The organism is Bradyrhizobium sp. SZCCHNRI3052, from assembly GCF_032484895.1.
Lineage (GTDB): Bacteria > Pseudomonadota > Alphaproteobacteria > Rhizobiales > Xanthobacteraceae > Bradyrhizobium.
In genome coordinates this window covers 298,787-323,333 of record NZ_JAUETW010000006.1, presented here as the reverse complement: position 1 = coordinate 323,333, position 24,547 = coordinate 298,787, and the positions used below count along the sequence as shown (strand labels likewise).

Annotated in this window: 18 protein-coding genes; 10 read left to right on the top strand and 8 right to left on the bottom strand. The window is 66.7% G+C overall.

Annotated features, from left to right (window positions below; genetic code table 11):
• Window positions 1-4: 4 nt before the first annotated feature.
• Window positions 5-889, bottom strand: coding sequence for an IclR family transcriptional regulator (locus QW887_RS19205; protein WP_315713776.1), 885 nt, complete (start codon window positions 887-889; stop codon window positions 5-7).
• 212 nt (window positions 890-1,101) lie between these two features.
• On the opposite strand from QW887_RS19205, the gene QW887_RS19200 reads away from it, so the two are divergent.
• The 7 genes from QW887_RS19200 (at window position 1,102) to glpK (ending at window position 11,711) form a co-directional block, all read left to right on the top strand.
• Window positions 1,102-3,195 (top strand): 3-hydroxyacyl-CoA dehydrogenase NAD-binding domain-containing protein, encoded by a 2,094-nt coding sequence (locus QW887_RS19200; protein ID WP_315825954.1) that lies wholly within the window; start codon window positions 1,102-1,104, stop codon window positions 3,193-3,195.
• Between the two features lie 178 nt (window positions 3,196-3,373).
• Window positions 3,374-5,038 (top strand): dicarboxylate--CoA ligase PimA, encoded by a 1,665-nt coding sequence (gene pimA, locus QW887_RS19195; protein ID WP_316194827.1) that lies wholly within the window; start codon window positions 3,374-3,376, stop codon window positions 5,036-5,038.
• 19 nt (window positions 5,039-5,057) lie between these two features.
• Window positions 5,058-6,245, top strand: coding sequence for an acetyl-CoA C-acyltransferase (locus tag QW887_RS19190; protein WP_316194826.1), 1,188 nt, complete (start codon window positions 5,058-5,060; stop codon window positions 6,243-6,245).
• 143 nt (window positions 6,246-6,388) lie between these two features.
• On the top strand, window positions 6,389-7,579 hold the full coding sequence (gene pimC / locus QW887_RS19185) for a pimeloyl-CoA dehydrogenase large subunit (protein ID WP_316194825.1): 1,191 nt from the start codon (window positions 6,389-6,391) through the stop codon (window positions 7,577-7,579).
• 161 nt (window positions 7,580-7,740) lie between these two features.
• Window positions 7,741-8,883 carry a pimeloyl-CoA dehydrogenase small subunit gene (pimD, locus tag QW887_RS19180; RefSeq protein ID WP_316194824.1) on the top strand — a complete coding sequence of 381 codons (1,143 nt, stop codon included), beginning with the start codon at window positions 7,741-7,743 and terminating at the stop codon, window positions 8,881-8,883.
• 269 nt (window positions 8,884-9,152) lie between these two features.
• A complete protein-coding gene (locus QW887_RS19175; RefSeq protein ID WP_315825958.1) occupies window positions 9,153-9,926 on the top strand; it encodes an SDR family oxidoreductase in 774 nt (257 codons plus the stop codon).
• Between the two features lie 282 nt (window positions 9,927-10,208).
• Window positions 10,209-11,711: a glycerol kinase GlpK gene (glpK, locus tag QW887_RS19170; protein WP_316194823.1), complete on the top strand. Its 1,503-nt coding sequence runs from the start codon at window positions 10,209-10,211 to the stop codon at window positions 11,709-11,711.
• A 21-nt stretch (window positions 11,712-11,732) separates the two neighbouring features.
• Here the strand turns inward: glpK and QW887_RS19165 are convergent, their stop codons facing one another.
• Window positions 11,733-12,623, bottom strand: a complete 891-nt coding sequence (locus QW887_RS19165; RefSeq protein ID WP_316194822.1) for an alpha/beta hydrolase — start codon at window positions 12,621-12,623, stop codon at window positions 11,733-11,735.
• 110 nt (window positions 12,624-12,733) lie between these two features.
• On the opposite strand from QW887_RS19165, the gene QW887_RS19160 reads away from it, so the two are divergent.
• Together QW887_RS19160 and QW887_RS19155 are read left to right on the top strand one after the other, a co-directional pair.
• Window positions 12,734-13,327: a GNAT family N-acetyltransferase gene (locus QW887_RS19160; protein ID WP_315825961.1), complete on the top strand. Its 594-nt coding sequence runs from the start codon at window positions 12,734-12,736 to the stop codon at window positions 13,325-13,327.
• A gap of 60 nt (window positions 13,328-13,387) precedes the next feature.
• Entirely contained in the window at window positions 13,388-14,020 is a 633-nt protein-coding gene (locus QW887_RS19155; protein ID WP_316194821.1) for a glutathione S-transferase family protein, read from the top strand.
• A gap of 238 nt (window positions 14,021-14,258) precedes the next feature.
• Here the strand turns inward: QW887_RS19155 and QW887_RS19150 are convergent, their stop codons facing one another.
• The 5 genes from QW887_RS19150 to metF form a co-directional block, all read right to left on the bottom strand.
• Complete coding sequence (locus tag QW887_RS19150; RefSeq protein WP_316169535.1) at window positions 14,259-15,281, bottom strand: HlyD family secretion protein; 1,023 nt, start codon at window positions 15,279-15,281, stop codon at window positions 14,259-14,261.
• On the bottom strand, window positions 15,278-15,997 hold the full coding sequence (locus QW887_RS19145; protein WP_315713789.1) for an ABC transporter ATP-binding protein: 720 nt from the start codon (window positions 15,995-15,997) through the stop codon (window positions 15,278-15,280). Before QW887_RS19145 ends, QW887_RS19150 begins: the two co-directional genes overlap by 4 nt.
• On the bottom strand, window positions 15,994-17,127 hold the full coding sequence (locus QW887_RS19140) for an ABC transporter permease (protein ID WP_316194820.1): 1,134 nt from the start codon (window positions 17,125-17,127) through the stop codon (window positions 15,994-15,996). The genes QW887_RS19145 and QW887_RS19140 overlap by 4 nt, the downstream gene beginning before the upstream one ends.
• Window positions 17,128-17,452: 325 nt before the next feature.
• The gene (gene metH / locus QW887_RS19135) at window positions 17,453-21,319 is read right to left on the bottom strand and encodes a methionine synthase (protein ID WP_316194819.1); all 3,867 of its coding nucleotides are present in this window, start codon (window positions 21,317-21,319) and stop codon (window positions 17,453-17,455) included.
• Window positions 21,319-22,236: a methylenetetrahydrofolate reductase [NAD(P)H] gene (gene metF, locus QW887_RS19130; protein WP_315713792.1), complete on the bottom strand. Its 918-nt coding sequence runs from the start codon at window positions 22,234-22,236 to the stop codon at window positions 21,319-21,321. The genes metH and metF overlap by 1 nt, the downstream gene beginning before the upstream one ends.
• Before the next feature lie 371 nt (window positions 22,237-22,607).
• On the opposite strand from metF, the gene QW887_RS19125 reads away from it, so the two are divergent.
• Window positions 22,608-23,627, top strand: a complete 1,020-nt coding sequence (locus tag QW887_RS19125) for an LLM class flavin-dependent oxidoreductase (protein WP_315713793.1) — start codon at window positions 22,608-22,610, stop codon at window positions 23,625-23,627.
• Window positions 23,628-23,874: 247 nt separating this feature from the next.
• On the opposite strand, the gene QW887_RS19120 is transcribed toward QW887_RS19125, so the two are convergent.
• On the bottom strand, window positions 23,875-24,540 hold the full coding sequence (locus QW887_RS19120; RefSeq protein WP_316169531.1) for an SDR family oxidoreductase: 666 nt from the start codon (window positions 24,538-24,540) through the stop codon (window positions 23,875-23,877).
• Between the last annotated feature and the right edge of the window lie 7 nt (window positions 24,541-24,547).

Here is a 24,547-nt window from a genome sequence, read left to right as displayed (position 1 = left end):
CAGGCTATCTGATACCCTCGGCAACACGGGCAACTTTTCCTCCTGGCTTCGGCTTTTTATTGAGTTCTTTGTTTGATGGGCTGCTTGTTTGATTAGTTGACGGCGCGAGGCCGCCGAGCGCCGCTTCGATGTTCCTTACCATCGCGACGAGACGAGGTCCAATGTCGGTGCGCAAGCGCTCTTCCGTGAAGCGGAATGCCGGTGCTCCGCAATTCACGGCGTAGGGACCGGTTCCGTCGTTCAGCCGCAACGCGACGCCGACCGCATGAACGTCGTCCTGCCATTCGCCGGCGGAGATCGTGAAGCCATATTTCGCGACGGTCTCGCCGGCGCGCTCGATGCCGTCGCGGATCTTCGGCCAACGGCTGCCGTAATGCTCGCGCATCTCCCGCATCAGCGCGGCGCGGTCCTCGTCCGGCAGCGCCCAGATGTAGGCGCGGCCCATCGCGGTCGTTGCAATCGGAATGCGCGAGCCGACGTCGAGTTGAACGTTGATGACGCCGTGACGGCTCTGGCCGAAATAGATCATGCTCAGCCGGTCGCGGCCGCCGATGGCGACCGCGCCGCCGGTCTCGCGCATCAGCTGCTCGCGGAACGGCTCGGAAAGATGGCGGATGCCCAGATTGGCGAGCGCGGCGTAGCCCAGCGCCAGCGCCGCTGGGGCCAGCTGGTATTTCTCGAAGCGCGGCACCGGGGTGAGATAGCCGAGCTTGGTGAGCGTGTAAGTGAGGCGCGAGACCGTCGCCTTCGGCAGGTTGGTGCGCGCGGCGATTTCCTGATTGCCCAGCAGGCCGTCATTCGGCCGGAACGCCCGCAGCACGTCGAGGCCGCGCGCCAGCGCGACGACGAAGCTCCGATCGGTCGCGGGTTTCTTCCCTGGGCGTTTCATGTCATCGGCTGTTGATTGATGAGCCTCGTTGACAACGCTCGTGCTTCAAAATAACCCTGGATGTCAAGATGTGGAATTAGATTTCGCACTGCGGAATTGATGTTCGGCAGCGGGTAGACGCAAGCAAGGCTGATACTCTGCGCAAATGAAGAGCCAAGAATTGGCCGGTGCGTTAACCGGCCGCAAAGAAACGACATCCAAGGAGCTTACGCGTGAGCGAAGTGGCAAAGCTTGACCGTCATGACATCATCGGCATCGTCACCATCGACAGCCCGCCCGTCAATGCGCTGAGTGCCGCAGTTCGCGGCGGCATCCTGGACAACGTCAAGGCGGCGATCGCCGATCCCGCGATCAAGGCGATCGTGCTGACCTGCGGCGGCCGTACCTTCATCGCCGGGGCCGACATCACCGAGTTCGGCAAGCCGCCGAAGCCGCCGGCGCTCAACGACGTGCTGAGCACGATCGAGAACAGCCCCAAGCCGGTCATTGCGGCGATTCATGGAACGGCCCTGGGCGGTGGTCTCGAAGTGGCGCTCGCCTGTCATTATCGTGTCGCCACCAAGGAGGCGAAGCTCGGACTGCCCGAGGTGAAGCTCGGCCTGCTGCCGGGCGCGGGCGGCACCCAGCGCCTGCCGCGCGCCGTAGGCCCCGAGCTCGCAGTCAAGATGATCGTCGGCGGTGATCCGATCGGCGCAGCGGAAGCGCTGAAGGCGGGCCTGATCGAGGAGATCGTCGAGGGGCCGGCATCGGGCGGCGAAGCCTTCGCGCGCAAGGTGGTGGCGGAGAACCGTCCGCTGCGCAAATTGCGCGATGACGATTCCAAGCTGGCGGCCGCCAAGGCCGATCGCACGATCTTCACCAGTGCGGTGGCGGCGATCACCAAGAAGTCGCGTGGGCTCGAGGCGCCGTTCGCGGCGGCCGACGCGGTGGGCTACGCGATCGACCTGCCGTTCGACGAGGGCCTGAAGAAGGAGCGCGAAGGTTTCCTCAAGCTGCTTACCAGCGATCAGTCCAAGGCGCAGCGCTATGCGTTCTTCGCCGAGCGCGAGGCCGCCAAGATCGCCGGCGTGCCCGAGGGCACCAAGGGCCGCAAGGTCGAGCGCGTCGCGATCATCGGCGCCGGCACCATGGGCGGCGGCATTGCGATGTCGTTCGCCAATGCTGGCATTCCGGTCACGCTGATCGAGACCGCCGAGGAGCAGCTGAAGCGCGGCATGGGCGTCATGCAGAAGAACTGGGAGGCGACCGCCGCGCGCGGCGGCATCCCGGCGGATGCACCGGCCAAGCGCATGGCGTTGATCGACGGCAAGGTCGGTCTCGAGAACGTCAAGGACGCCGACCTCGTCATCGAGGCGGTGTTCGAGACCATGGCGGTGAAGAAGGAAGTGTTCGGCAAGCTCGATCAATACGCAAAGCCGGGCGCGGTGCTGGCCTCGAACACGTCCTATCTGAACATCGACGCCATCGCCGCAGAGACCAGCCGGCCCCAGGACGTGCTCGGCATGCATTTCTTCTCGCCGGCTAACGTCATGAAGCTGTGCGAAATCGTGCGTGCGGAGAAGACGGCGCCGGATGCGCTCGTCACCGCGGTGTCGATCGCGCGCAAGATCGCAAAGGTGCCGGCCGTGGTCGGCGTCTGCGACGGCTTCGTCGGCAATCGCATGCTGGCGCAGCGCGGCAAGCAGGCCGAGAAGCTGTTGTTCGAAGGCGCGCTGCCGCAGCAGGTCGATGCGGTCGTCACCAAGTTCGGCATGCCGATGGGCCCGTTCGCGATGGGCGATCTCGCCGGTCTCGACATCGGCTGGCGCTCGCGCAAGGACCGCGGCATCAAGAGCGAGATCGCGGATGCGCTGTGCGAGGCCGGCCGCTTCGGCCAGAAGACCGGCAAGGGCTATTACAAATATGAGGCGGGCTCGCGCGCGCCGCTGCCGGATCCCGATGTCGAGAAGCTGATCGACGAGACGCTCGCCAAGCTCGGCCTCAAGCGGCGCGCGGTCAGCGACGAGGAGATCCTCGAGCGCATGATGTATCCGATGATCAACGAGGGCGCGAAGATCCTCGCCGAAGGCATTGCCGCGCGTCCGTCCGACATCGATGTGGTCTGGCTGTACGGCTATGGCTGGCCGATCTATCGCGGCGGCCCGATGTACTGGGCCGACAGCGTCGGCCTGAAGCACATCGCCGAGCGGCTGGCGTTCTATGCCAAGGAGACCAATGATCCCTCGCTCGAGCCGGCGCCGCTGCTGAAGCAGCTCGCGGAGGAAGGCAAGACGTTCGCCTCGCTGGCGCAGGGGAAGGCCGCTTGAGGCTTTGCCCTAGCTCCGTGCACAGCTGCGCCCCCCTCCCCCTTGCGGGGAGGGGTTGTGGGTGGGGGTCCACAACGGCAGTCTCGCCCGGAGCCACCCCCCTCCCTGGCCCTCCCCCACAAGGGGGTAGGGAACGGGAAGAGCGGGGCCGCCTTACGGCAAGAAACACAGAGTCCGCATGACCCATCCTGGCGAACAGTTCTATCCCGAAGGCGTCCGCTGGGACGCGCCGATCGCGCGTGGCACCTTGCCAGATCTGCTGGCAAAGGCGGTCAGTGACTTCGGCGATCGCGATGCGCTGGAATTCCGCGACCGCCCCGTCACCTTCAAGCAACTCGCGGCGCTCGTCGACCAGGCTGCCGCCGCGTTCCTGCGAGCCGGTTTTGGCAAGGGCGCGTCGATCGCGCTGTTCCTCGGCAATACGCCGGATCATCCGATCAACTTCTTCGGCGCGCTCAAGGCCGGCGCCCGCGTCGTGCACCTGTCGCCGCTCGATGGCGAGATCGCGCTGTCGCACAAGCTCAGCGATTCCGGCGCACGCATTCTCGTCACCTCGAACCTGTCGGCGCTGCTGCCGACGGCGCTGAAGTTCCTCGAGAAGGGCCTGCTCGACCGCCTGATCGTCTGCGAGGATGATCATTGGGGCAAGGTCGGTACGTCACAGACGCCGTTGCCGGATAGCTCCGCCGTGACCACCCATCGTGCCTTCGTCGAGGGCGCCGTGGCGCCGGCAGCGTGGCCGGCCATCTCGCCCGACGACATCGCCCTGCTGCAATATACCGGCGGCACCACCGGCCTGCCCAAGGGCGCGATGCTGACCCATGGCAATCTCACCTCGGCGGTGTCGATCGCCGAAATCTGGGGCCGCGCGACGCGCGCGAACGGCAACGGCTCCGACCGAGTCATCTGCGTGCTGCCGCTGTTCCACATCTATGCACTGACGGTGGTGCTGCTGACCTCGCTGCGTCTCGGCAGCCTGATCTCGCTGCACCAGCGCTTCGACTTGGAAGCTGTGATGCACGACATCGAGGTCAAGCGCGCGACCTATTTTCCCGGCGTGCCGACGATGTGGATCGCGATCGCCAACCTGCCCGATCTCGACACGCGCGATCTGTCGTCGCTGACCAGCGTTGGCTCCGGTGGCGCGCCGCTGCCAGTCGAGGTCGCGCGCATCCTGGAGCGCCGCGTCGGCATGAAGCTGAAGAGCGGCTGGGGCATGACCGAGACCTGCTCGCCCGGCACCGCCCATCCCAAGGGTGGCCCGGACAAGCCCGGCTCGATCGGGATCACGCTGCCCGGCATCGAGATGGACGTCGTGTCGCTCGAGGATCCCGCAAAGGTGCTCGGCGTGAACGAGGTCGGCGAGATCCGGATCAAGGGGCCGAACGTCACCAAGGGCTATTGGAACCGGCCGGACGAAACGGCGCAGTCGTTCGTCGGCGATCATTTCCTGACCGGCGACATCGGCTATGTCGACGCCGACGGTTTCTACTTCCTGGTCGACCGCAAGAAGGACATGATCATCTCCGGCGGCTTCAACGTCTATCCGCAGATGATCGAGCAGGCGATCTACACCCATCCGGCGGTGCAGGAGGTCATCGTGATCGGCATTCCCGACGCCTATCGCGGCGAGGCGGCCAAGGCCTTCATCAAGCTGCGCGACGGCTTCGCGCCGTTCCCGGTCGAGGATCTCCGCGCCTTCCTCACCGGCAAGCTCGGCAAGCACGAGCTGCCGGCGGCGGTCGAGTTCGTCGACGAGCTGCCGCGCACGCCGGTCGGCAAGCTGTCGCGTCACGAACTGCGCCAGCAGCAATCACCCACGTCTCACAGCAAACATCCGTAACAACAACAGGAGGTCGCCCATGACCGATGCCGTCATCGTTTCCACCGCCCGCACGCCGATCGGCAAGGCCTATCGCGGCGCGCTCAACGCCACCGGCGGCGCGACGCTGCTCGGCCACGCCATCGGCGAGGCCGTCAAGCGCGCCAAGGTCGATCCGGCCGAGGTCGAGGATGTCGTGATGGGCGCAGCCCTGCAGCAGGGCTCGACCGGCGGCAACATCGCGCGCAAGGCGCTGCTGCGTGCCGGCCTGCCGGTGTCGGTCGGCGGCACCACCATCGACCGCCAGTGCGCCTCCGGCCTGCAGGCGATTGCGCTCGCGGCGCGCTCGGTGATCTTCGACGGTGTCGAGATCGCGGTCGGCGGCGGCGGCGAATCGATCTCGCTGGTCCAGAACGACAAGATGAACACGTTCCAGGCCACCGATCCGGCGCTGCTCGAGATCAAGGGCGACGTCTACATGCCGATGATCGACACCGCCGAGATCGTCGCCAAGCGCTACGGCATCTCCCGCGAGCGCCAGGATGAATATGCGCTGGAGAGCCAGCGCCGCACCGCTGCCGCGCAGCAGGGCGGCAAGTTCAACGATGAGCTGGCGCCGATCTCGACCAAGATGGCGGTCACCGACAAGGCCACCGGCAACGTCTCGTTCAAGGACGTCACCCTGTCGCAGGACGAAGGTCCGCGTCCCGAGACGACGGCCGAAGGCCTCGCCGGCCTCAAGGCCGTGCGCGGCGACGGCTTCTCGGTCACCGCCGGCAATGCCAGCCAGCTCTCCGACGGCGCCTCTGCCTGCGTGATCATGAGCGACGCCACCGCGGCGAAGCGCGGCCTGCAGCCGCTCGGCATCTTCCGCGGCTTCGTCGCGCATGGCTGCGAGCCCGACGAGATGGGCATCGGCCCGGTGTTCGCGGTGCCGCGCCTGCTCAAGCGCCACGGGCTGACCGTCGACGACATCGGCCTGTGGGAGCTCAACGAGGCGTTCGCCGTGCAGGTGCTGTACTGCCGCGACAAGCTCGGCATCGACCCCGACAAGATCAACGTCAATGGCGGCGCCATCGCGGTCGGCCATCCCTACGGCATGTCGGGCGCGCGGCTCACGGGCCACGCGCTGATCGAAGGCCGCCGCCGCAAGGCCAAGTACGCGGTGGTGACGATGTGCGTCGGCGGCGGCATGGGCGCCGCCGGCCTGTTCGAGGTGCTGCAATAGGTCTTCGTCATTCCGGGGCGCGCGGAGCGCGAGCCCGGAATCCATACTCACGATGGTGGTTATGGATTCCGGGTTCGCCTCTTCGAGGCGCCCCGGAATGACAGCTCGATTTGTCGACGAATATATACACACGGGAGGATCCGATGGATCTTGCATTCACGAAGGAAGAGCAGGCGTTCCGCGAGGAAGTCCGGGCGTTCTTCAGGGACAACGTGCCCGCGGAGACGCGACGGAAGATGATCGAAGGCCGCCATCTGTCGAAGGACGAGATGGTGACCTGGTGGCGCATCCTCAACAAGAAGGGCTGGGGTGTCTCGCACTGGCCGGAGGAATATGGCGGCACCGGCTGGACCTCGGTGCAGCACTACATCTTCAACGAGGAGTTGCAGGCCTATCCGGCGCCGCAGCCGCTCGCCTTCGGCGTCAGCATGGTCGGCCCCGTCATCTACACTTTCGGCAACGAGGAGCAGAAGAAGAAGTATCTGCCGCGCATCGCCAATGTCGACGACTGGTGGTGCCAGGGCTTCTCCGAGCCGGGCTCGGGCTCCGACCTCGCATCGCTGAAGACCAAGGCCGAGCGCCGCGGCGACAAGTGGATCATCAACGGCCAGAAGACCTGGACGACGCTCGCGCAGCACGCCGACATGATCTTCTGCCTCTGCCGCACAGATCCGGCGGCGAAGAAGCAGATGGGCATCTCCTTCATCGTCTTCAGCATGAAGTCGAAGGGCGTCACGGTGCGTCCGATCCAGACCATCGACGGCGGCCACGAGGTCAACGAGGTGTTCTTCGACGACGTCGAGGTGCCCATCGAGAACCTGATCGGCGAGGAGAACAAGGGCTGGGACTACGCCAAGTTCCTGCTTGGCAATGAGCGCACCGGGATCGCCCGTGTCGGCGTCTCCAAGGAGCGCATCCGCCGCATCAAGGAGCTCGCCGGCAAGATCGAATCCGGCGGCCGCCCGGTGCTGGAGGATCCGTCGTTCCGCGAGAAGCTCACGGCCTGCGAGGTCGAGCTGAAGGCGCTCGAGCTGACGCAACTGCGCGTCGTCGCCGACGAGGGCAAGCACGGCAAGGGCAAGCCCAATCCGGCGTCCTCGGTGCTGAAGATCAAGGGCTCGGAGATCCAGCAGACCACGACCGAGCTGCTGATGGAGGTGATCGGCCCGTTTGCCGCGCCCTACGACGTCCATGGCGACGACGACAGCAACGAGACCATGGATTGGACCGCCCAGATCGCGCCGAGCTACTTCAACAACCGCAAGGTCTCGATCTACGGCGGCTCCAACGAGATCCAGCGCAACATCATCGCCAAGGCGGTGCTGGGGCTTTGAGTTGCTGTCATTCCGGGGCGCCGCGAAGCGGCGAGCTACGACGCGCAGTTGCGCGTCGGAGAATCCATAACCACCATCGTGAGTATGGATTCCGGGCCCGCGCCTTGCGGCGCGTCCCGGAATGACGCCGATGATGAATTCCGGGTACGAGGATAGAGAGCATGGATTTTGATCTCACCGAGGAGCAGCGTCTCCTCAAGGACAGCATCGACGGCCTGCTGGCGGATGCCTACGATTTCGACAAGCGCAAGCTGTACATGAAGGAGAAGGGCGGCTGGAGCCGCGCGATGTGGTCCAAGCTCGCCGAGCAGGGCCTGCTCGGTCTGCCGTTCTCGGAAGACGACGGCGGCTTCGGCGCCGGCGGCGTCGAGACCATGATCGTGATGGAGGCGATGGGTCGCGCGCTGGTGCTCGAGCCGTATCTCGCAACCGTGGTGCTGGCCGGCGGTTTTCTCCGTCATGGCGGCTCGGCGGCGCAGAAGGCCGCGCATCTGCCTGGAATCATCGACGGCAGTAGGACGTTTGCGTTCGCCCAGCTCGAGAAGCAGTCGCGCTATGACCTGTTCGACGTTGCGACGACTGCGAAGAAGAAGGGCGATGGCTGGGTCATCGACGGCGAAAAGTTCGTCGTGCTCAACGGCGAGAACGCCGACACCTTGATCGTGACCGCGCGCACCTCGGGCGGCCAGCGCGACAAGTCGGGCATCGGCGTGTTCATCGTGCCGGCCGACGCCAAGGGCGTCACCCGCAAGGGCTATCCGACCCAGGACGGTCTGCATGCCGCCGACATCACCTTCACCGGTGTGGAAGTCGGCGCCGACGCCGCGATCGGCGATCCGGTCAACGCCCTGCCGCTGATCGAACGCGTCGTCGACGAGGCCCGCATCGCGCTGTGCGCGGAGGCCGTCGGCCTGATGGACGAGTCGCTGAAGACCACGGTCGAGTACATCAAGACGCGCAAGCAGTTCGGCGTCGCGATCGGCTCGTTCCAGTCGCTGCAGCACCGGGCGTCCGACATGTTCGTCGCGCTGGAGCAGGCCCGCTCGATGTCGATGTTCGCGACCATGGCCGCCGAGTTCGACGACGCCAAGGAGCGCGCCACCTCGATCGCCGCGGCCAAGGTGCAGATCGGCAAGTCGGCTAAGTTCGTCGGCCAGCAGGCGATCCAGCTCCATGGCGGCATCGGCATGACCATGGAGGCCAAGATCGGCCACTACTTCAAGCGTCTGACGATGATCGAGAGCACCTTCGGCGACACCGACTACCACATGCGCCGCGTCAGCGAGGCGGGCGGGTTGATCTAGAAAGCTTTGTCGTTGCCGGGCTTGACCCGGCAACCCATCGCTTTCTGAAGATGGATGCGCGGGCCTTCGCCGCGCCGAAGGGGCTTCGGCCCCGCAGGCGGGTCAAGCCCGCGCATGACGGATTTGAGAGGGCTACGCTGCCGGTGTCGAGCGGCTCCGGAGTGATTTGATCAATCGAGCCGTCATTGCGAGCGAAGCGAAGCAATCCAGGGCGGTATGCTTGATTGCGTCGTCGCTTCGCTCCTCGCAATGACGCGGAGGAAGCAGACATGACCCCCAATCCCTTCGACCTCTCCGGTCAGGTCGCCGTCATCACCGGCTCGAGCCGCGGAATCGGCCGGGCGTCGGCGGAGCTGCTCGCGCAACTCGGCGCCAAGGTGGTGATCTCCAGCCGCAAGCCGGACGCATGCGAGGAGGTTGCGAGCGCCATCCGCGCCAATGGTGGCGAGGCCCACGTCATCCCCTGCAACATCTCCCGGCGGGCCGAGGTCGACGCGCTGATCGACGGCGCCGTGAAGCATTGCGGCCAGGTCGACATCCTCGTCTGCAATGCTGCGGTCAACCCGTATTACGGTCCGCTGCTCGACATCACCGACGAGGCCTTCGACAAGATCATGGCCTCCAACGTGAAGAGCAATCTCTGGCTCTGCGCCAAGGCGATCCCGCCGATGGCCGCGAGGGGCAAGGGCTCGGTCATCATCGTCTCCTCGATCGGCGGCCTGCGCGGCTCGACCGTGATCGGCGCCTACGGCATCTCCAAGGCCGCCGACTTCGCGTTGTGCCGCAGCCTTGCCGGCGAATGGGGGCCGCACGGCGTGCGCATCAATTGCGTCGCGCCCGGCCTGATCAAGACCGATTTCGCCCGCGCGCTGTGGGAGGACGAAGCCCGCCTGAAGCAGCGCTGTGCCACCACCCCGCTGCGTCGCATCGGCGAGCCGCACGAGATCGCCGGCGCGGTCGCCTACCTCGCCTCGGATGCGTCGACCTTCATGACCGGCCAGACCATCGTCGTCGACGGCGGCGTGACAACGGCCGCGGTGTAGCCTTCGTATCCGAGCGGCGGAGCTGATCGCGGGTGTTCACCCTCCCCTGGAGGGGGAGGGTCGCCTCACGACGAGCGAAGCGAAACGTGAGGCGGGGTGGGGTGATCTCTCCACAATCGCCATCGCCCGTGGCTCACCGCACCCCGCTCGCCCGCTGCGCGGGCGATCGACCCTCCCCCTCCAGGGGAGGGTGGATAGACACGTGCCGCTCCACCTTGACCTCGCCCGCCCGATCCGCTTGCTTGTCGGCCCAACGTCGTCAACCTACCGGGAAGAAAACCCATGTCCTTCGTGCTGGCCATCGATCAGGGCACCACGTCCTCGCGCGCGATGGTGTTCCGCTCCGACATCTCGATCGCCGCGGTCGCGCAGCAGGAATTCCCGCAGCATTTCCCGGCCTCCGGCTGGGTCGAGCACGAGCCGGAGGACATCTGGACCTCGACGGTGATGACCTGCCGCGATGCGCTTGAGAAGGCGGGACTGACGGCCAAGGACATCGCGGCGATCGGCATCACCAACCAGCGCGAGACCACCGTGGTATGGGACCGCGCCACCGGCCAGGCCGTCCACCGCGCCATCGTCTGGCAGGACCGCCGCACCGCCGACATCTGCGCCAAGCTCAAGGCCGATGGCCACGAGCCGGATGTCAGCGCCAAAACCGGCCTGATCATCGATCCCTATTTCTCCGGCACCAAGGTCGCCTGGATCCTCGACCACGTCCCTGGCGCGCGCGAGCGCGCCGAACGCGGCGAACTGATGTTCGGCACCGTCGATTGCTACCTGCTGTGGCGGCTGACCGGCGGCAAGGTGCATGCCACCGATGCCACCAACGCTTCGCGCACGCTGCTGTTCAACATCCACACCGGTGCGTGGGACGAGACGCTGCTGAAGCTCTTGCGCGTGCCGCGCTCGATGCTGCCCGAGGTGAAGGATTCCTCCGCCGATTTCGGCACCACCACGCCCGATCTGTTCGGCGGCCCGATCAAGGTCGCGGGGATCGCCGGCGACCAGCAGGCGGCCACCATCGGCCAAGCCTGCTTCACGCCGGGCATGATGAAGTCGACCTACGGCACCGGCTGCTTCGCGCTGCTCAACACCGGCGCCACGCCGGTGAAATCGAACAACAAGCTGCTGACGACGATCGCCTATCAGCTCAACGGCGTCAGGACCTACGCGCTCGAAGGCTCGATCTTCGTCGCCGGCTCGGCCGTGCAGTGGCTGCGCGACGGGCTCGGCATCATCAAGCATGCCGCCGAAACCGGCCCGCTCGCCGACAAGTCCGACTCGATGCAGTCGGTCTATCTGGTGCCGGCCTTCGTCGGCCTCGGCGCACCGTATTGGAATCCGCGCGTGCGCGGCGCGCTGTTCGGCCTGACCCGCAATACCGGCCCGGCCGAGCTCGCGCATGCCACGTTGGAGAGCGTGTGCTACCAGACCTACGATCTGTGGGCCGCGATGCGCGCCGACTGGCCCGATGCGTCCGCCGCCACGATCGTGCTGCGCGTCGACGGCGGCATGACCGCCTCGGACTGGACCATGCAGCGTCTCGCCGACCTGCTCGACGCACCAGTCGACCGTCCCATGATCCAGGAGACCACCGCGCTCGGCGCCGCCTATCTCGCCGGCCTCCACGCGGGCGTCTATCCGGAGCCGGAGAAGTTCGCCGACAATTGGCGGCTCGAGCACCGCTTCCGGCCGGCGATGAGCGCGGCGACGCGAGAGCGCAAGCTCGCCGGCTGGGCTCGCGCCGTGAAGGGGGTGCTGGCGAGCGACGAGGGCGAGTAGGGCGCTCGCCTCCCACAGCAGCTAAGCCAGGAACGCAGCAAGGTCGGCATTGACCTGCTTCATGTGGGTCACGAATAGCCCATGCGGGCCGCCGGGATAGACCTTCAGCTCGGCGCCCTTGATGCCCTTGGCGGTCGGCCGTGCCGTCATGTCGAGCGGCGCTGAGACGTCCTTGTCGCCGTGCAGGATCAGCACGGGACGGTCGATCTTCGCAAGCACCGGCCGCAGGTCGGTCGCGATCAGCGCGCGGTTGGTGGCGACCGCGACGGGAATGGGCATCTGGCGCATCATCGCCGCGACCCATTCCATCATCTGCGGCGAGGCGTCCTTAGTGAAGAACGGCAGCTTGTTGTCCTCGATCCATTTCGGGAAGTCGCTCTGCCACGCGGCCCAGCACTGCTTGAAATAGCCGTGGGGCGCGCCGAGCGCATTGTCCGCGGTCTGCAGCGGAAACGGCGTCGTCGGTCCGAGCATCGCGATGCGCGAGATGCGTCCCGTGCCGTGCCGCGCGACGTAGTTGAGGATCTCGTTGCAGCCCATGGACATGCCGACCAGCGCGACGTCATCAAGGTCGAGCTGCGCGATGACCTCGGCGATGTCGTCGGCCAGCCGGTCGAGCTCGTAGCCGCAGCCCGGCACGTCGGAGCGTCCATGGCCGCGGCGGTCGAAGGCAATGCAGCGCAGCCCGCGCTGGCTGAGATCGGAGATCTGGTAGGTCCACATCGCGCTGGTCAGCGCCCAGGCATGTACGAACAGCACCGGCCGGCCGCTGCCCCACTCCTCGTGATAGAGCGTCACGCCGTCGCTGCAGCGGATACGTGGGCGCGCCGCGGTCGGTGCGGCGGCGAGGCCCGCTCCCGTCGCCGCGAAGCTGGCTGCTGCCGCGGTCAGCAGCACGTCTCGTCGTTGCATGGGCATGGCTCCTGATGTTGAATGCGCCGACCATGCCGGGACCGCTGTGCGGTTCCAATTACGTCCGGGGTAAGCAGGTTGCCGATCACCCTTCAATCAGGTCGTCTTGAGTGACCATTCCCGACGGATATGTCGACGTCCCGCCCGGCAAGGTCGCGGCCGTGGTGACCTCGCTGGAAATGCTGGCGCCGCCGGTGCTGCCGCCCGATCCGATCGGCGACTGGAGCATTCGCCGCGTCGCGCAGCCCGATCTCGCTTGGTACCGCGACCTCTATGCCCGCGTCGGCTGGGAGTGGCTGTGGTCACAGCGCACGCGGATGAGCGATGCGGAGCTTGCCAAGACGATTCGCGCTGACGGAGTCGAGATCTACACCTTGGCGCATGGCGGCGGTGATGAAGCCCTGCTGGAGCTCGACTTCCGCAAGAAGACCGATTGCGAGCTGGCGCTGTTCGGCGTCACGTCGAAGCTGATCGGCACCGGCGCCGGACGGCTGCTGATGAACCACGCGCTGCGCCGCGCCTGGGCGCAGCCGCTGACGCGGCTCTGGGTCCACACCTGCAGCTTCGATCATCCCCGTGCGCTCGTCTTCTACCAGCGCTCCGGCTTCCGCCCCTATCGCCGCCAGATCGAGATCGCCCCCGACCCGCGCCTCGACGGCACGCTGCCGCGCGACGTCGCAGCGCATGTGCCGCTGTTGGCCTGAACATCGGAGCTGACAACGGCGCCGAACGGCGCTTCAATGCGCCGCACAGGAGGATAACCGATGTTCCTGATCGGCCAATACGACTCGCCTTTCGTCCGCCGCACCGCGATCGCGCTCAAGCTCTACGGCGTGCCGTTCGAGCACAAGCCCTGGTCGACCTTCGGCGATGCCGACAAGATCGCGCCGTACAATCCGCTGCTGCGCGTGCCGGTGCTGGTGCTGGATGACGGCGAGGCGCTGATCGACTCGGTGGCGATCCTCGATCATCTCGACGAGACCGTCGGGCCCGAGCGCGCGATGCTGGCGCGGAGCGGCGCGCTGCGCCGCAGGCAGCTGCATACGATCGCGCTCGCGACCGGTCTCGGCGACAAGGCCGTCAGCCTGATCTACGAGCGCGTGCTGCGCAAGGACCGTCTCGCGCTGTGGGTCGCACGCTGCGAGACGCAGATCTCCGGCGTGCTGGCGATGCTGGAGGCCGAGCGCGCAGATGTGACGAGCGCCTATTGGTATGGCGACAACATCGGCCACGCCGACATCGCCGTCGCCTGCGTGCTGCGCTTCACACGCGAGGCGCATCCGCATCTGTTCGACGCCGCGCGCTATCCGGCGCTGGCGGCCCACGCCGCAAGGTGCGAGGCGCTGCCGCCATTCCAGGAGATCGTCCAGCCGCTGGCCCCGCCGAGCGGGGATTGATGGAGTCCATCGAGACGTCAGACCGTGCAGCTTGCTCGGTGCTCACCCTCCCCTGGAGGGGGAGGGTCGCCGCACGATGAGCGAAGCGAAACGTGAGGCGGGGTGGGGTGATCTCTCATCAGCAGCAGTGCTCGTGGCTTCGCCCCACCCCGATCGCCCGCTGCGCGTGCGAGCGACCCTCCCCCTCCAGGGGAGGGTGGGCAGCAGCGCAAGAGGCGTGGGCCGAGCGGCGCGCCCCTCACGGCTTGAAATACACGTCCACCTTCATACCCACCGCGAACGGGCCCGGCTCGGCGAGATCGACCAGCACTTCCACCACGTCGACGTCGGTCATGTTGCGCTGGCTGAGCGCAGCAGTGCGGCTGCTCTCGACCAGCGGGGCGATGGCGGCGACCTTGCCGGCGACGTCGCGGCCGCGGAAGGCGTCGGAGCGGACCACCGCCTGCTGGCCGACCTTGATCTTGTCGAGGTCGCGCTGGTCGAGCTCGGCGCGCACGCGCAGCGAGGACGTATCGCCGAGCAGCACCAGCGGTGGCGTCGTCTGCGGCGAAGCGATCTCGCCGGTGCGCGCATTGACCTGTAGCACCGTGCCGTCGAGCGGCGCGCGGATGGTGAGCTTTTCCAACGTGGCGCGGGCGCCCTGCAGTTCGCTGCGGGCGACGTTGAGCTGGCCCTCGGCGCTGATCGGCAGTGGCGCATCAGCGGTGACCTTGCGCAGCTCGTCGGCCTGCTGCTCCAGCTTCGCCTGCGCGGCTGTCAATTGCGTGCGTGCGGTGTCGACATCGGCATCGGCGCCGCGCCCGGCGCGCCGCTCGGTCACGGCCTTGTCGAGCGCAGCACGCGCGTCGAACACCGCCGCCTGCGCATCGGCGAGGCCGTCTTCGGCGCGGCGCCGGGGACCCGCGCCAGACGGCGTCGACTCCTTGTTGCGCACGCGCTTGCGCATCGCGACCTGCGCCTCGGCGCTGGCGAGCTGCGCGCGAGCTTCGCCATCGCTGAGCCGCACCAGGGCCTGGCCGGCGAACACGGTCTCGTTTGGCCTGACCAGCACCTCCTGGATCAGCCCAACCACCGGCGCGCCGAGCTTGATCAGGCCGGATGCCGGCTCGACCCGGCCGGGTGCGACGGCCAGCCAGCGTTCCTCCTGGGCATTGGCGGCACGCGCTGTCGGTGGAATCGAGGTCGGCGTGACGATGATAGCCAATGCAGCCGCGGCGACGAGCCCGAGCAGGTGAGCGCGTTCTGGAATTCCCGATATCATGCGTGCGAGACTTTCTTCATGGACTCGCCGCCGCTCTCCTCGCGGACGATGCGGCCGTCCTCGATGTGAATGACGCGATTGGCAAACGGCAGGATGCGCGGATCGTGCGTCACCACCAGCACCGCGCGCGACGGATCCTTGGCGATATCGGCGAGCAGGGTCATGATCGCCTGACCGTTGGCGGTATCGAGTGCGCCGGTCGGCTCGTCGGCGAGAATGACCTGCGCCTTGCCGACGATGGCGCGGGCGATCGCGACGCGCTGCTGCTCGCCGCCCGAGAGCTGGCGCGGGAACGACCGCTTCTTCGGGCCGAGGCCGACCCGCTCGAGCACCTCGCGCGCCGCCAGTTTCGCGGCCCGCGCGCGTTCGCCGCGCACGTCGAGCGCGAGCCGCACATTGTCCTCGGCGTTCAACGTCGGAAACAGATGATAGGATTGGAAGATGAAGCCGATGCGCTCGCGGCGCAGCTTCGCCAGCGCCTCGGGATCGAGCCCCGCGACCGGCTGGTTGGCAACCCGCACGGCACCGCCATCCGGCGTCATCAGGCAGCCCAGGATCGACAGCAGCGTCGTCTTGCCGCTGCCCGAGGGGCCCATCAGCAGCGCCAGCTCGCCGCCCTTCAGCGACAGGCTCACGCCCTTCAGCGCCTGCACCCTTCCGGCCCCCTGGCCGAGGTGATGCACGAGATCGGTGGCCTCGAGCACGGTGTCGGTCATCGCGAGAACACCAGGGTCGGATCAATGCGCATGACCTTGAGGATCGCCGCGATCGCCGAGCCGACGCACATCGTCAACGTCAGCACGAACAGCGCGACCGTCAGCGTCGGGGTCATGATGACCGGCAGCGCCGATTCCGCGGTCGCGGCCGCCACGATCCTGCCGATCGCCGCAGCGCCGGCGAAGCCGACGATGGCGCTGAGCAGCGCCTGCCAGATGATGACGGTGTAGATGTAGCGGCTGGACGAGCCGATCGCGCGCAGGGTCGCGAACTCGTTGATGTGATCCTTGGTGCTGGAATAGAGCGTCTGCGCCACGATCACGGTGCCGACGATGAGGCCGAGCAGGGCGCCGGCGAACAGCGCGGCACCCGCGCCGGTGCCGAACAGCCAGAACGAGCGGCTGCGGCTCGCGAACTCGGCTGCGGTCAGCACGTCGACATTGGACAGGCTGTCGCGCAGCGCCCGCTGCGCGGTCCAGAGGTCGGCCTCGGCCGCCAGCTTGACCACCAGATAGGACGCCTTGTTCGAGGCGATGCCGGTATAGGCGCGGGCGCGGTCGACGTCGGTGAACACGTAAGGCGTTGTCGTGAACGAGCGGATGCCTTTGGTGACAGCCATCACCTGCACCTTCTGGTCGCGGAGCTCCGCAGCCTGGCCGGCGCCGCCGATGCCGAGCCGCTCGAAATAGGTCTGGTCGATGGCGACCGCGCCCGGCACGGACAGGTCGTCCAGCCGTCCCTCCACCACGTTCCAGGGATGCAGCCCGAGCCCGCGCAGTTCCGAGCCGACCACGAAGACCGGCGTCGTGGTGCCCTGCGGCAGCCGCCATTGCGCATAGCCGATCACCAGCGGCGTCGCCTCCGCCACTCCGGGAACCGCCAGCGCCCGGAACCGCTGCCGCTCGTCGAGCAGCGAGGGATCCTCGAAGCATTTGGTGCCGACCGGCATGATCCACAGCTCGGCCGGGGAATGGTCGATCATGGTCGTGACCATCCGGCGGAAGCCGACATAGAGGCCCATCTGCACGGTCACCAGCACGATCGAGAAGATGATGCCGATGATGGTGGCAATGAATCGAAGCCTGTCATGGAACAGGTTTCGGGACGCAAGCCTGAACTGCAACGACATGAACGAAAAACCACCCGGAGGCCCCGGCGGCATTTCAGCCGGTTAGCGGGGATAAGTCCACGCTGCATCGCATGGCGCCGGCTGTGGCGCTTTGTCATTCGCGGCGGCCGTGGCGCGGGGGACACGGAGGAGGGGCGTCCAAGTGCAGCGTGTGAGCCGAGCAGGGGGCGTCATAACCGCTGTCGTCCCTGCGAACGCAGGGACCCATAACCACAGGGAGATGTCGTTTTGCGCGATATCAGCCACCGCGGACGACGGGTAGATCACGCGGTATGGGTCCCCGCGTTCGCGGGGACGACAGCTGTGGATGGGGCGACCGCGCCGGCTACTTCGCGCCGACCGCCTTCTTGCGCCAGGCGAGATGAACGGCACAGGTGCAGCCCATCGGATGGCTCGCGAGCTCGGCGGGGGCGGCGTCGTTGGCCGGAGCGGGCGAAGCGACGGCGCGCGCTGCCGCGTCCGCCTGCTGGCCGCCCCTTGCCGGAATGTAGTTCAGGATCGGCGCCAGCCAGCGCTCGACTTCGGCGACGGTCATGCCCTTGCGCGCGGCGTAGTCCTCGACCTGGTCGCGCTCGATCTTGCCGACGCCGAAATAGAAGCTCTCCGGCGAGGCAAAATAGAGGCCCGACACCGACGAGCCCGGCCACATCGCAAAGCTCTCGGTCAGCCGCACGCCGGCATTCTTCTCGGCGTCGAGCAGTTCGAACAAGGTCGCCTTCTCGGTGTGGTCGGGCTGCGCCGGATAGCCGGGCGCGGGACGGATGCCGTGATACTTCTCCAGGATCAGATCGTCCGGCGAGAGCGCCTCGTCCGGAGCGTAGGCCCAGAACTCGCGGCGGACGCGGGCATGCAGGCGCTCGGCGAACGCCTCGGCGAGGCGGTCGGCCAGCGCCTTCACCAGGATCGAGGAATAGTCGTCATTGGCGTTCTTGAAGCGGTCGGCGACGGCATCCTCGCCGAGGCCTGTCGTGACGACGAAGCCGCCGACATAGTCCGGCACGCCCGAGCCCTGCGGCGCAATGAAGTCGCTGAGCGCGGTATTGAAGCGACCCTCGCGCTTCTCGAGCTGCTGGCGCAGCGTGTGCAGCGTCGCGATCTGCTTGGTGCGGCCCTCGTCGGCATAGAGCACGATGTCGTCGCCGGCCGCATTCGCCGGCCAGAAGCCGATCGCGGCGCGCGCCGTGAACCACTTCTCGTCGACGATGCGCTTCAGCATCTTCAGCGCGTCGTCATACAGCGCGCGCGCGGCCTCGCCGACCTTGGCGTCGTCGAGGATGCCAGGGAAACGGCCGGCGAGCTCCCAGGTCTGGAAGAACGGCGTCCAGTCGATATAGGGCACAAGCTCGGCGAGGTCGTAGTCGACGAACGTCTTGGTGCCGAGGAAGGTCGGCTTGACCGGCTTCGCCTTGGCGAAGTCGATCTTCGGCGCGTTGGCGCGGGCGTCCGCGAGCTTCAGCCGCTTCTTGTCGGCCTGGCCGCGCAGATGCGCAGCGGCGATCTTCTGATACTCGCTGCGAACCTCCGTGGCGTAGGTATCCTTGCGCTCCGGCGACAGCAGTGAGGAGGCGACGCCGACGGCGCGGCTGGCGTCGTTGACGTGAACGACCGGGCCATTCTGGTAGTTCGGATCGATCTTGACCGCAGTGTGGACACGGCTCGTCGTGGCGCCGCCGATCAGGAGCGGCACGTTCAGGCCCTGGCGCTCCATCTCCGAGGCGAGATACGCCATCTCGTCGAGCGAGGGCGTGATCAGGCCGGAGAGACCGATGATGTCGGCGTTCTCGGCCTTGGCCGTCTCGATGATCCTGGCCGCGGGCACCATGACACCGAGGTCGATGACCTCGAAATTGTTGCACTGGAGCACGATGCCGACGATGTTCTTGCCGATGTCGTGGACGTCGCCCTTGACGGTGGCGAGTACGATCTTGCCGGCGTTGGAGCGCTCGTTGGCCCGGCCCTTGTTAGCAGCCTTCTCCGCCTCCATGAACGGCATCAGATAGGCCACCGCCTGCTTCATCACGCGCGCCGACTTCACGACCTGCGGCAGGAACATCTTGCCGTCGCCGAAGAGGTCGCCGACCACGTTCATGCCGGCCATCAGCGGGCCTTCGATGACGTCGAGCGGTCGCGTCGAGGCGGCGCGTGCCTCTTCCGTGTCCTGCTCGATGAACTCCGTGATCCCATGCACCAGCGCGTGGCTCAACCGCTTGTCGACCGGCCATTCGCGCCAGGCGAGATCGGCCTCCTTGGTCTGCTTGCCCTGGCCGCGGAATTTCTCGGCCAGCGCCAGCAGCCGCTCCGAGGCGCCGGGGTCGCGGTTGAGCACGACGTCTTCGCACACCTGGCGCAGCTCCGGATCGATGTCGTCATAGACGATCATCTGACCGGCATTGACGATGCCCATGTCCATGCCCGCCTTGATGGCGTGATACAGGAACACCGAATGCATCGCTTCGCGCACCGGCTCGTTGCCGCGGAACGAGAAGGAGAGATTGGAGACGCCGCCCGAGACATGCGCATGCGGCAGGTTCTGCCGGATCCAGCGTGTCGCTTCGATGAAGTCGACGCCGTAATTGTTGTGTTCCTCAAGTCCGGTCGCGATGGCGAAGATGTTGGGATCGAAGATGATGTCCTCAGGCGGAAAGCCGATCTGCTCGACCAGGATCTTGTAGGCGCGGGCGCAGATCTCGGTCTTGCGCTTGTAGGTGTCGGCCTGGCCGGTCTCGTCGAACGCCATCACGACCACGGCGGCGCCGTGGCGACGCGCGATCTTCGCTTCGTGAATGAACTTCTCCTCGCCTTCCTTGAGCGAGATCGAGTTCACCACCGGCTTGCCCTGCACGCATTTCAGGCCGGCCTCGATGACGTGGAATTTCGAGGAGTCGACCATCACGGGAACGCGGGCGATGTCCGGCTCGGCAGCGACGAGGTTGAGGAAGGTCCGCATCGCGGCTTCCGAATCCAGCAGGCCCTCGTCCATGTTGACGTCGATGACCTGGGCGCCGTTCTCGACCTGGTCGCGCGCGACCTGCAGCGCCGCGGTGTAATCGCCGGCGGTGATCAGCTTGCGGAATTTGGCCGAGCCTGTGACGTTGGTGCGCTCGCCGACATTGACGAACGGAATGGCGGGCGTGAGTTCGAACGGCTCGAGGCCCGACAGCCGCAGCCGCGGCGCGATCTCCGGCACGGCGCGAGGCTTGTGCGGGGCGACGGCGGCGGCGATCGCCGCGATATGTTCGGGCGTGGTGCCGCAGCAGCCGCCGACGATGTTGACGAGGCCGTCCCGCGCAAATTCGCCGATCAGTCGCGCCATGTAGGCCGGCGTCTCGTCATACTGGCCGAACTCGTTGGGCAGGCCGGCATTGGGATAGGCGCACACCAGCGCGTCGGCGACGCGGCCGATGTCGGCGACATGGGCGCGCAGATCCTCGGCGCCGAGCGCACAGTTGAAGCCGATGGTCAGCGGTTTCGCGTGGCGGACCGAATTCCAGAACGCCTCCGGCATCTGGCCCGAGAGCAGGCGGCCGGACTTGTCGGTGATGGTGCCCGAGATCATCACGGGCACGTCGATGCCGCGCTCCTCGCAGAGCTCGGCGATGGCGTACAGCGCCGCCTTGGCATTGAGCGTGTCGAAGATGGTCTCGAGCAGCAGGATGTCGGCGCCGCCGTCCAGGAGCCCGCGCGCCTGCTCGCCATAGGCGAGCCGGAGGTCGTCGAAGGTCACGGCGCGGTAGCCGGGGTTGGAGACGTCGGGCGAGATCGAGGCGGTGCGGTTGGTCGGGCCCATCGCGCCGGCGACGAAGCGCTGTTTGCCGTCCTCGGCCGCAACGCGGGTCGCGGCATTGCGGGCGAGCCGGGCGCCCTCGCGGTTCAGCTCGTAGATGATGTCGGAGAGGTCGTAATCGGCCTGCGCGATCGAGGTTGCCGAGAAGGTGTTGGTGGCGACGATGTCGGCCCCGGCGCGCAGATATTGCGCGTGGATGTCCTCGATGGCGTCGGGCTGCGTCAGGATCAGCAGGTCGTTGTTGCCGCGGAGGTCGCGATGGAAGTCCTTGAACCGCTCGCTGCGGAAGGCGGCCTCGTCGAGCTGCAGCGCCTGGATCATCGTGCCCATGGCGCCGTCGAGGATCAGGATGCGCTTAGCTGCAGCGGCAAGGAAGGCGGTACGCGCTGGAGATACGGGAACGGACATCAGGCGGCAGCCTTGTTGGCGGACTTCGGACGGATGCCGAGCAGATGGCTGATCGCGAACACGAGGTCGGCGCGGTTCATGGTGTAGAAATGGAAGGTGTCGACGCCATGCTTGGCGAGCTTTTGCACCTGGCCTGCGGCGACGGTCGCCGCGACCAGCTTGCGGGTCTCGGGATCGTCGTCGAGACCGTCGAATTTTTCGGCCAGCCAGTCCGGCACCGTCGTGCCGGCGCGCGTCACGAAGCCACGCGCCTGCTTGAAATTGTGCATCGGCATGATGCCGGGCACGATCGGGATCGTGATGCCGCGGGCGCGGACACGGTCGAGGTAGCGGAAGTAGAGATCGTTGTCGAAGAACACCTGGGTGATGGCGCGGGTGGCGCCGGCGTCGACCTTGGCCTCGAGCATGTCGATGTCGGCGTCGAAGTCGCGGCTCTCGGGGTGCTTCTCCGGATAGGCCGAGACCGAGACCTCGATGTCGGGATGGCGCTTCTTGATGCCGGCGATCAGCTCGGGCGAGCTCTGATAGCCCTCGGCATGGGTGTAGTAGGGCGTGCCGATGCCGCCGGGCGGATCGCCGCGAAGCGCCACGATGTGGCGGACGCCGACCTCGTGATAGCGGTCGACGACCTCGTCGATCTCGTGGCGCGAAGCGCCGACGCAGGTGAGATGCGCCGCCGGCAGCAGCGCGGTCTCCTTCAGGATGCGCGCGATCGTGGCGTGGGTGCGCTCGCGGGTCGAGCCGCCCGCGCCGTAGGTCACCGAGACGAAGCTCGGCTCCAGAGGGGCGAGGCGCTCGATCGAGGCCCACAGCGTCCGGTCCATCTCCTCGGTCTTCGGCGGGAAGAACTCGAACGAGATCTTCGGCCGGATGATTGCGGAGTGGCCGTCGGCGATGGCGGTGGCGAGGTCGGTCATGGCAGCGCAGGTTCCCGGTGGCGCGTAAATTTCAACTCAAGAGGGGATCGCTCTTTGGATGTGGGAAGATAAGGGAAGTGCGTCGCAATAGACAGCCCACCCTAAATGGGATTTAGCCCACTTGTATGTATTTTGATGACTTTTGTCCGCTATCATCGATCATGTGATGGGCAGATAAAATGTTGATGTTTCAATGTGTGTTGGCTGTGGGTGAACGGATTTGATCGAGATCGAGTGTGGGATGTTTCGAGGGCGACGTTGTATACAATGTCCGCGTCCCAACTCGGGATGATGTCGATCCCTGCATTTCCAGCAGGGCTCCGCCGCGGTTGGCCCATTGTGGCACGCCGCGCAGTCATTAGGTTGAAGCCATGATCCCGCTTTCAGTGCTCGACCTCTCCGTCACGACCACCGCCACGCCTGCCTCGGCGGCACTGCGCAACAGCATCGATCTGGCCCGCCATGTCGATCAGCTCGGCTACGTCCGCTATTGGCTGGCTGAGCACCACAGCCTGCCGTCGGTGGCGAGCCCGTCGCCCGACATCATGATTGGGCAGATCGCGGCAGCGACGCAGCACATCCGCGTCGGCTCCGGCGGCGTCATGCTGCCCAACCATGCGCCGCTGGTGGTCGCGGAGCGCTTCAAGATGCTGGAGGCACTGTTTCCCGGCCGGATCGATCTCGGCCTGGGCCGCGCGCCGGGCACCGACGGCACCACGGCCTATGCGCTGCGCAGCCGGCTCGACCGCCGCGAGGGCGACGACTTCCTGGAGCGGCTGCATGAGCTGATGCTGTGGGAGACCCGCGAGTTCCCTGCCGGTCATCCTTACAACAACGTCATCGCCATGCCCGACGACGCGCCATTGCCGCCGATCTGGCTGCTCGGCTCCAGCGACTATTCCAGCGAGCTGTCGGCGCAGCTCGGCATGGGGTTCGGCTTCGCACATCATTTCGCCAGCCACGACGCCGTCGACGCGATGCGAACCTACCGCGCCCATTTCACGCCGTCGCGCTGGCGGACACAGCCGCATGCGATCCTGGCGGTCGCGGTGGTGACGGCCGAGACCGACGCCGAGGCGGAGCGGCTGGCGTCGTCGATGGACCTCAACCGCCTCAGGCGCGACCGCGGCCAGTTCCTGCCGCTGCCGAGCCCCGAGGAGGCCGCGGCGTACATGTATACAGACGCCGACCGCGCCTCGATCGCACGCAACCGGTCGCGGCTGTTCGTGGGCAGCCCGGCGACGGTGCGAGCCAAGCTCGATCCGATGATCGCGGCAAGCCAGGCCGACGAGCTGATGGTGATCACGGCGACCTTCGACCACGACGCCCGCAAGCGCTCCTACAGCCTGCTTGCCGACGCCTTCGGCCTCGAGCGGAAGGCGGCGGCGTAACGAGAGTCGTCAACAGACCTCGATCGGATTTGGGGGGAGCGGCAGAGCAGGATCATCTCCCCGCCATCTCGATCGAGGATCTGAGTTTTGCGCCCCTCGCTCTCCACATCGTCATGGCCGGGCTTGTCCCGGCCATCCACGTCGATCGGCATGTTGAGAACGACGTGGATGCCCGGGACAAGCCCGGGCATGACTGAGTAATTCACAAGCAGGCTTATTCGTCGGGACAGCTCCGCGTCTTCCCTGCTCACCACGTGATTAGCGGCGAACGACGCAGGAAGCTGTCGTCGCTCACCTGGTCCACCGCGAAGCGCGCGACATCGGCCCGCGCGATCGTGCCGCCGTGAAAACCTGTGAGGTCCGTCAGCGCGCGGACCGTCTGGCCGCCCGGCTTGTCGTTGAGCATGGCGGGACGGACGATGACCCAGTCGAGCCCGCTATCGCGGATGATCGCCTCCTGCCGGTTCTTGTCGGCATAGACGTTGCGCAGCAGCAGCGGCAGGATCAGCCGGTCGTAGACGAAGCCGCCATGTCCCCGGCTGTCGCCTGCGCCGATCCCGGTGATGGCGACAAGGCGCGCAACATTCTCGGCCTCCATCGCCTTGACGAGCGCCCGCGTCGATGTCGAGAGCGTGGTGACCTCGCGAAACGGGCTGAGCGAGGTGCCCAAGGAACTGATGACGACATCCTGTCCCTTGAGCGCCTTGCGAAGCGTGGCTTCGTCGCGCGCATCGCCGACGATCAGTTGCGCGCCTTGCAGGTCCCCGGCCTTGTCGGGCGAGCGCACCAGCGCGGTGACGTGATGGCCGCGCGCCAGCGCGTCGCGCACGATCAGCCGTCCGGTGCCGCCGGTGGCGCCAAGCACGAGGATGTTAGACTTGGGTGTGGTGACATTGCTATCTTGACTGGTCATGATGATC

Excerpts from the sequence above, each read along its gene's own strand:
- QW887_RS19175 (WP_315825958.1), top strand. The coding sequence starts at position 9,153 with ATGACCCCCAATCCCTTCGACCTCTCCGGTCAGGTCGCCGTCATCACC.
- QW887_RS19140 (WP_316194820.1), bottom strand. The coding sequence starts at position 17,127 with ATGTCGTTGCAGTTCAGGCTTGCGTCCCGAAACCTGTTCCATGACAGG.
- pimD (WP_316194824.1), top strand. The coding sequence starts at position 7,741 with ATGGATTTTGATCTCACCGAGGAGCAGCGTCTCCTCAAGGACAGCATC.
- glpK (WP_316194823.1), top strand. The coding sequence starts at position 10,209 with ATGTCCTTCGTGCTGGCCATCGATCAGGGCACCACGTCCTCGCGCGCG.
- pimC (WP_316194825.1), top strand. The coding sequence starts at position 6,389 with ATGGATCTTGCATTCACGAAGGAAGAGCAGGCGTTCCGCGAGGAAGTC.
- QW887_RS19165 (WP_316194822.1), bottom strand. The coding sequence starts at position 12,623 with ATGCAACGACGAGACGTGCTGCTGACCGCGGCAGCAGCCAGCTTCGCG.
- metF (WP_315713792.1), bottom strand. The coding sequence starts at position 22,236 with ATGACCGACCTCGCCACCGCCATCGCCGACGGCCACTCCGCAATCATC.
- QW887_RS19155 (WP_316194821.1), top strand. The coding sequence starts at position 13,388 with ATGTTCCTGATCGGCCAATACGACTCGCCTTTCGTCCGCCGCACCGCG.
- QW887_RS19205 (WP_315713776.1), bottom strand. The coding sequence starts at position 889 with ATGAAACGCCCAGGGAAGAAACCCGCGACCGATCGGAGCTTCGTCGTC.
- QW887_RS19125 (WP_315713793.1), top strand. The coding sequence starts at position 22,608 with ATGATCCCGCTTTCAGTGCTCGACCTCTCCGTCACGACCACCGCCACG.
- QW887_RS19150 (WP_316169535.1), bottom strand. The coding sequence starts at position 15,281 with ATGATATCGGGAATTCCAGAACGCGCTCACCTGCTCGGGCTCGTCGCC.
- QW887_RS19145 (WP_315713789.1), bottom strand. The coding sequence starts at position 15,997 with ATGACCGACACCGTGCTCGAGGCCACCGATCTCGTGCATCACCTCGGC.
- pimA (WP_316194827.1), top strand. The coding sequence starts at position 3,374 with ATGACCCATCCTGGCGAACAGTTCTATCCCGAAGGCGTCCGCTGGGAC.
- QW887_RS19120 (WP_316169531.1), bottom strand. The coding sequence starts at position 24,540 with ATGACCAGTCAAGATAGCAATGTCACCACACCCAAGTCTAACATCCTC.
- QW887_RS19190 (WP_316194826.1), top strand. The coding sequence starts at position 5,058 with ATGACCGATGCCGTCATCGTTTCCACCGCCCGCACGCCGATCGGCAAG.
- metH (WP_316194819.1), bottom strand. The coding sequence starts at position 21,319 with ATGTCCGTTCCCGTATCTCCAGCGCGTACCGCCTTCCTTGCCGCTGCA.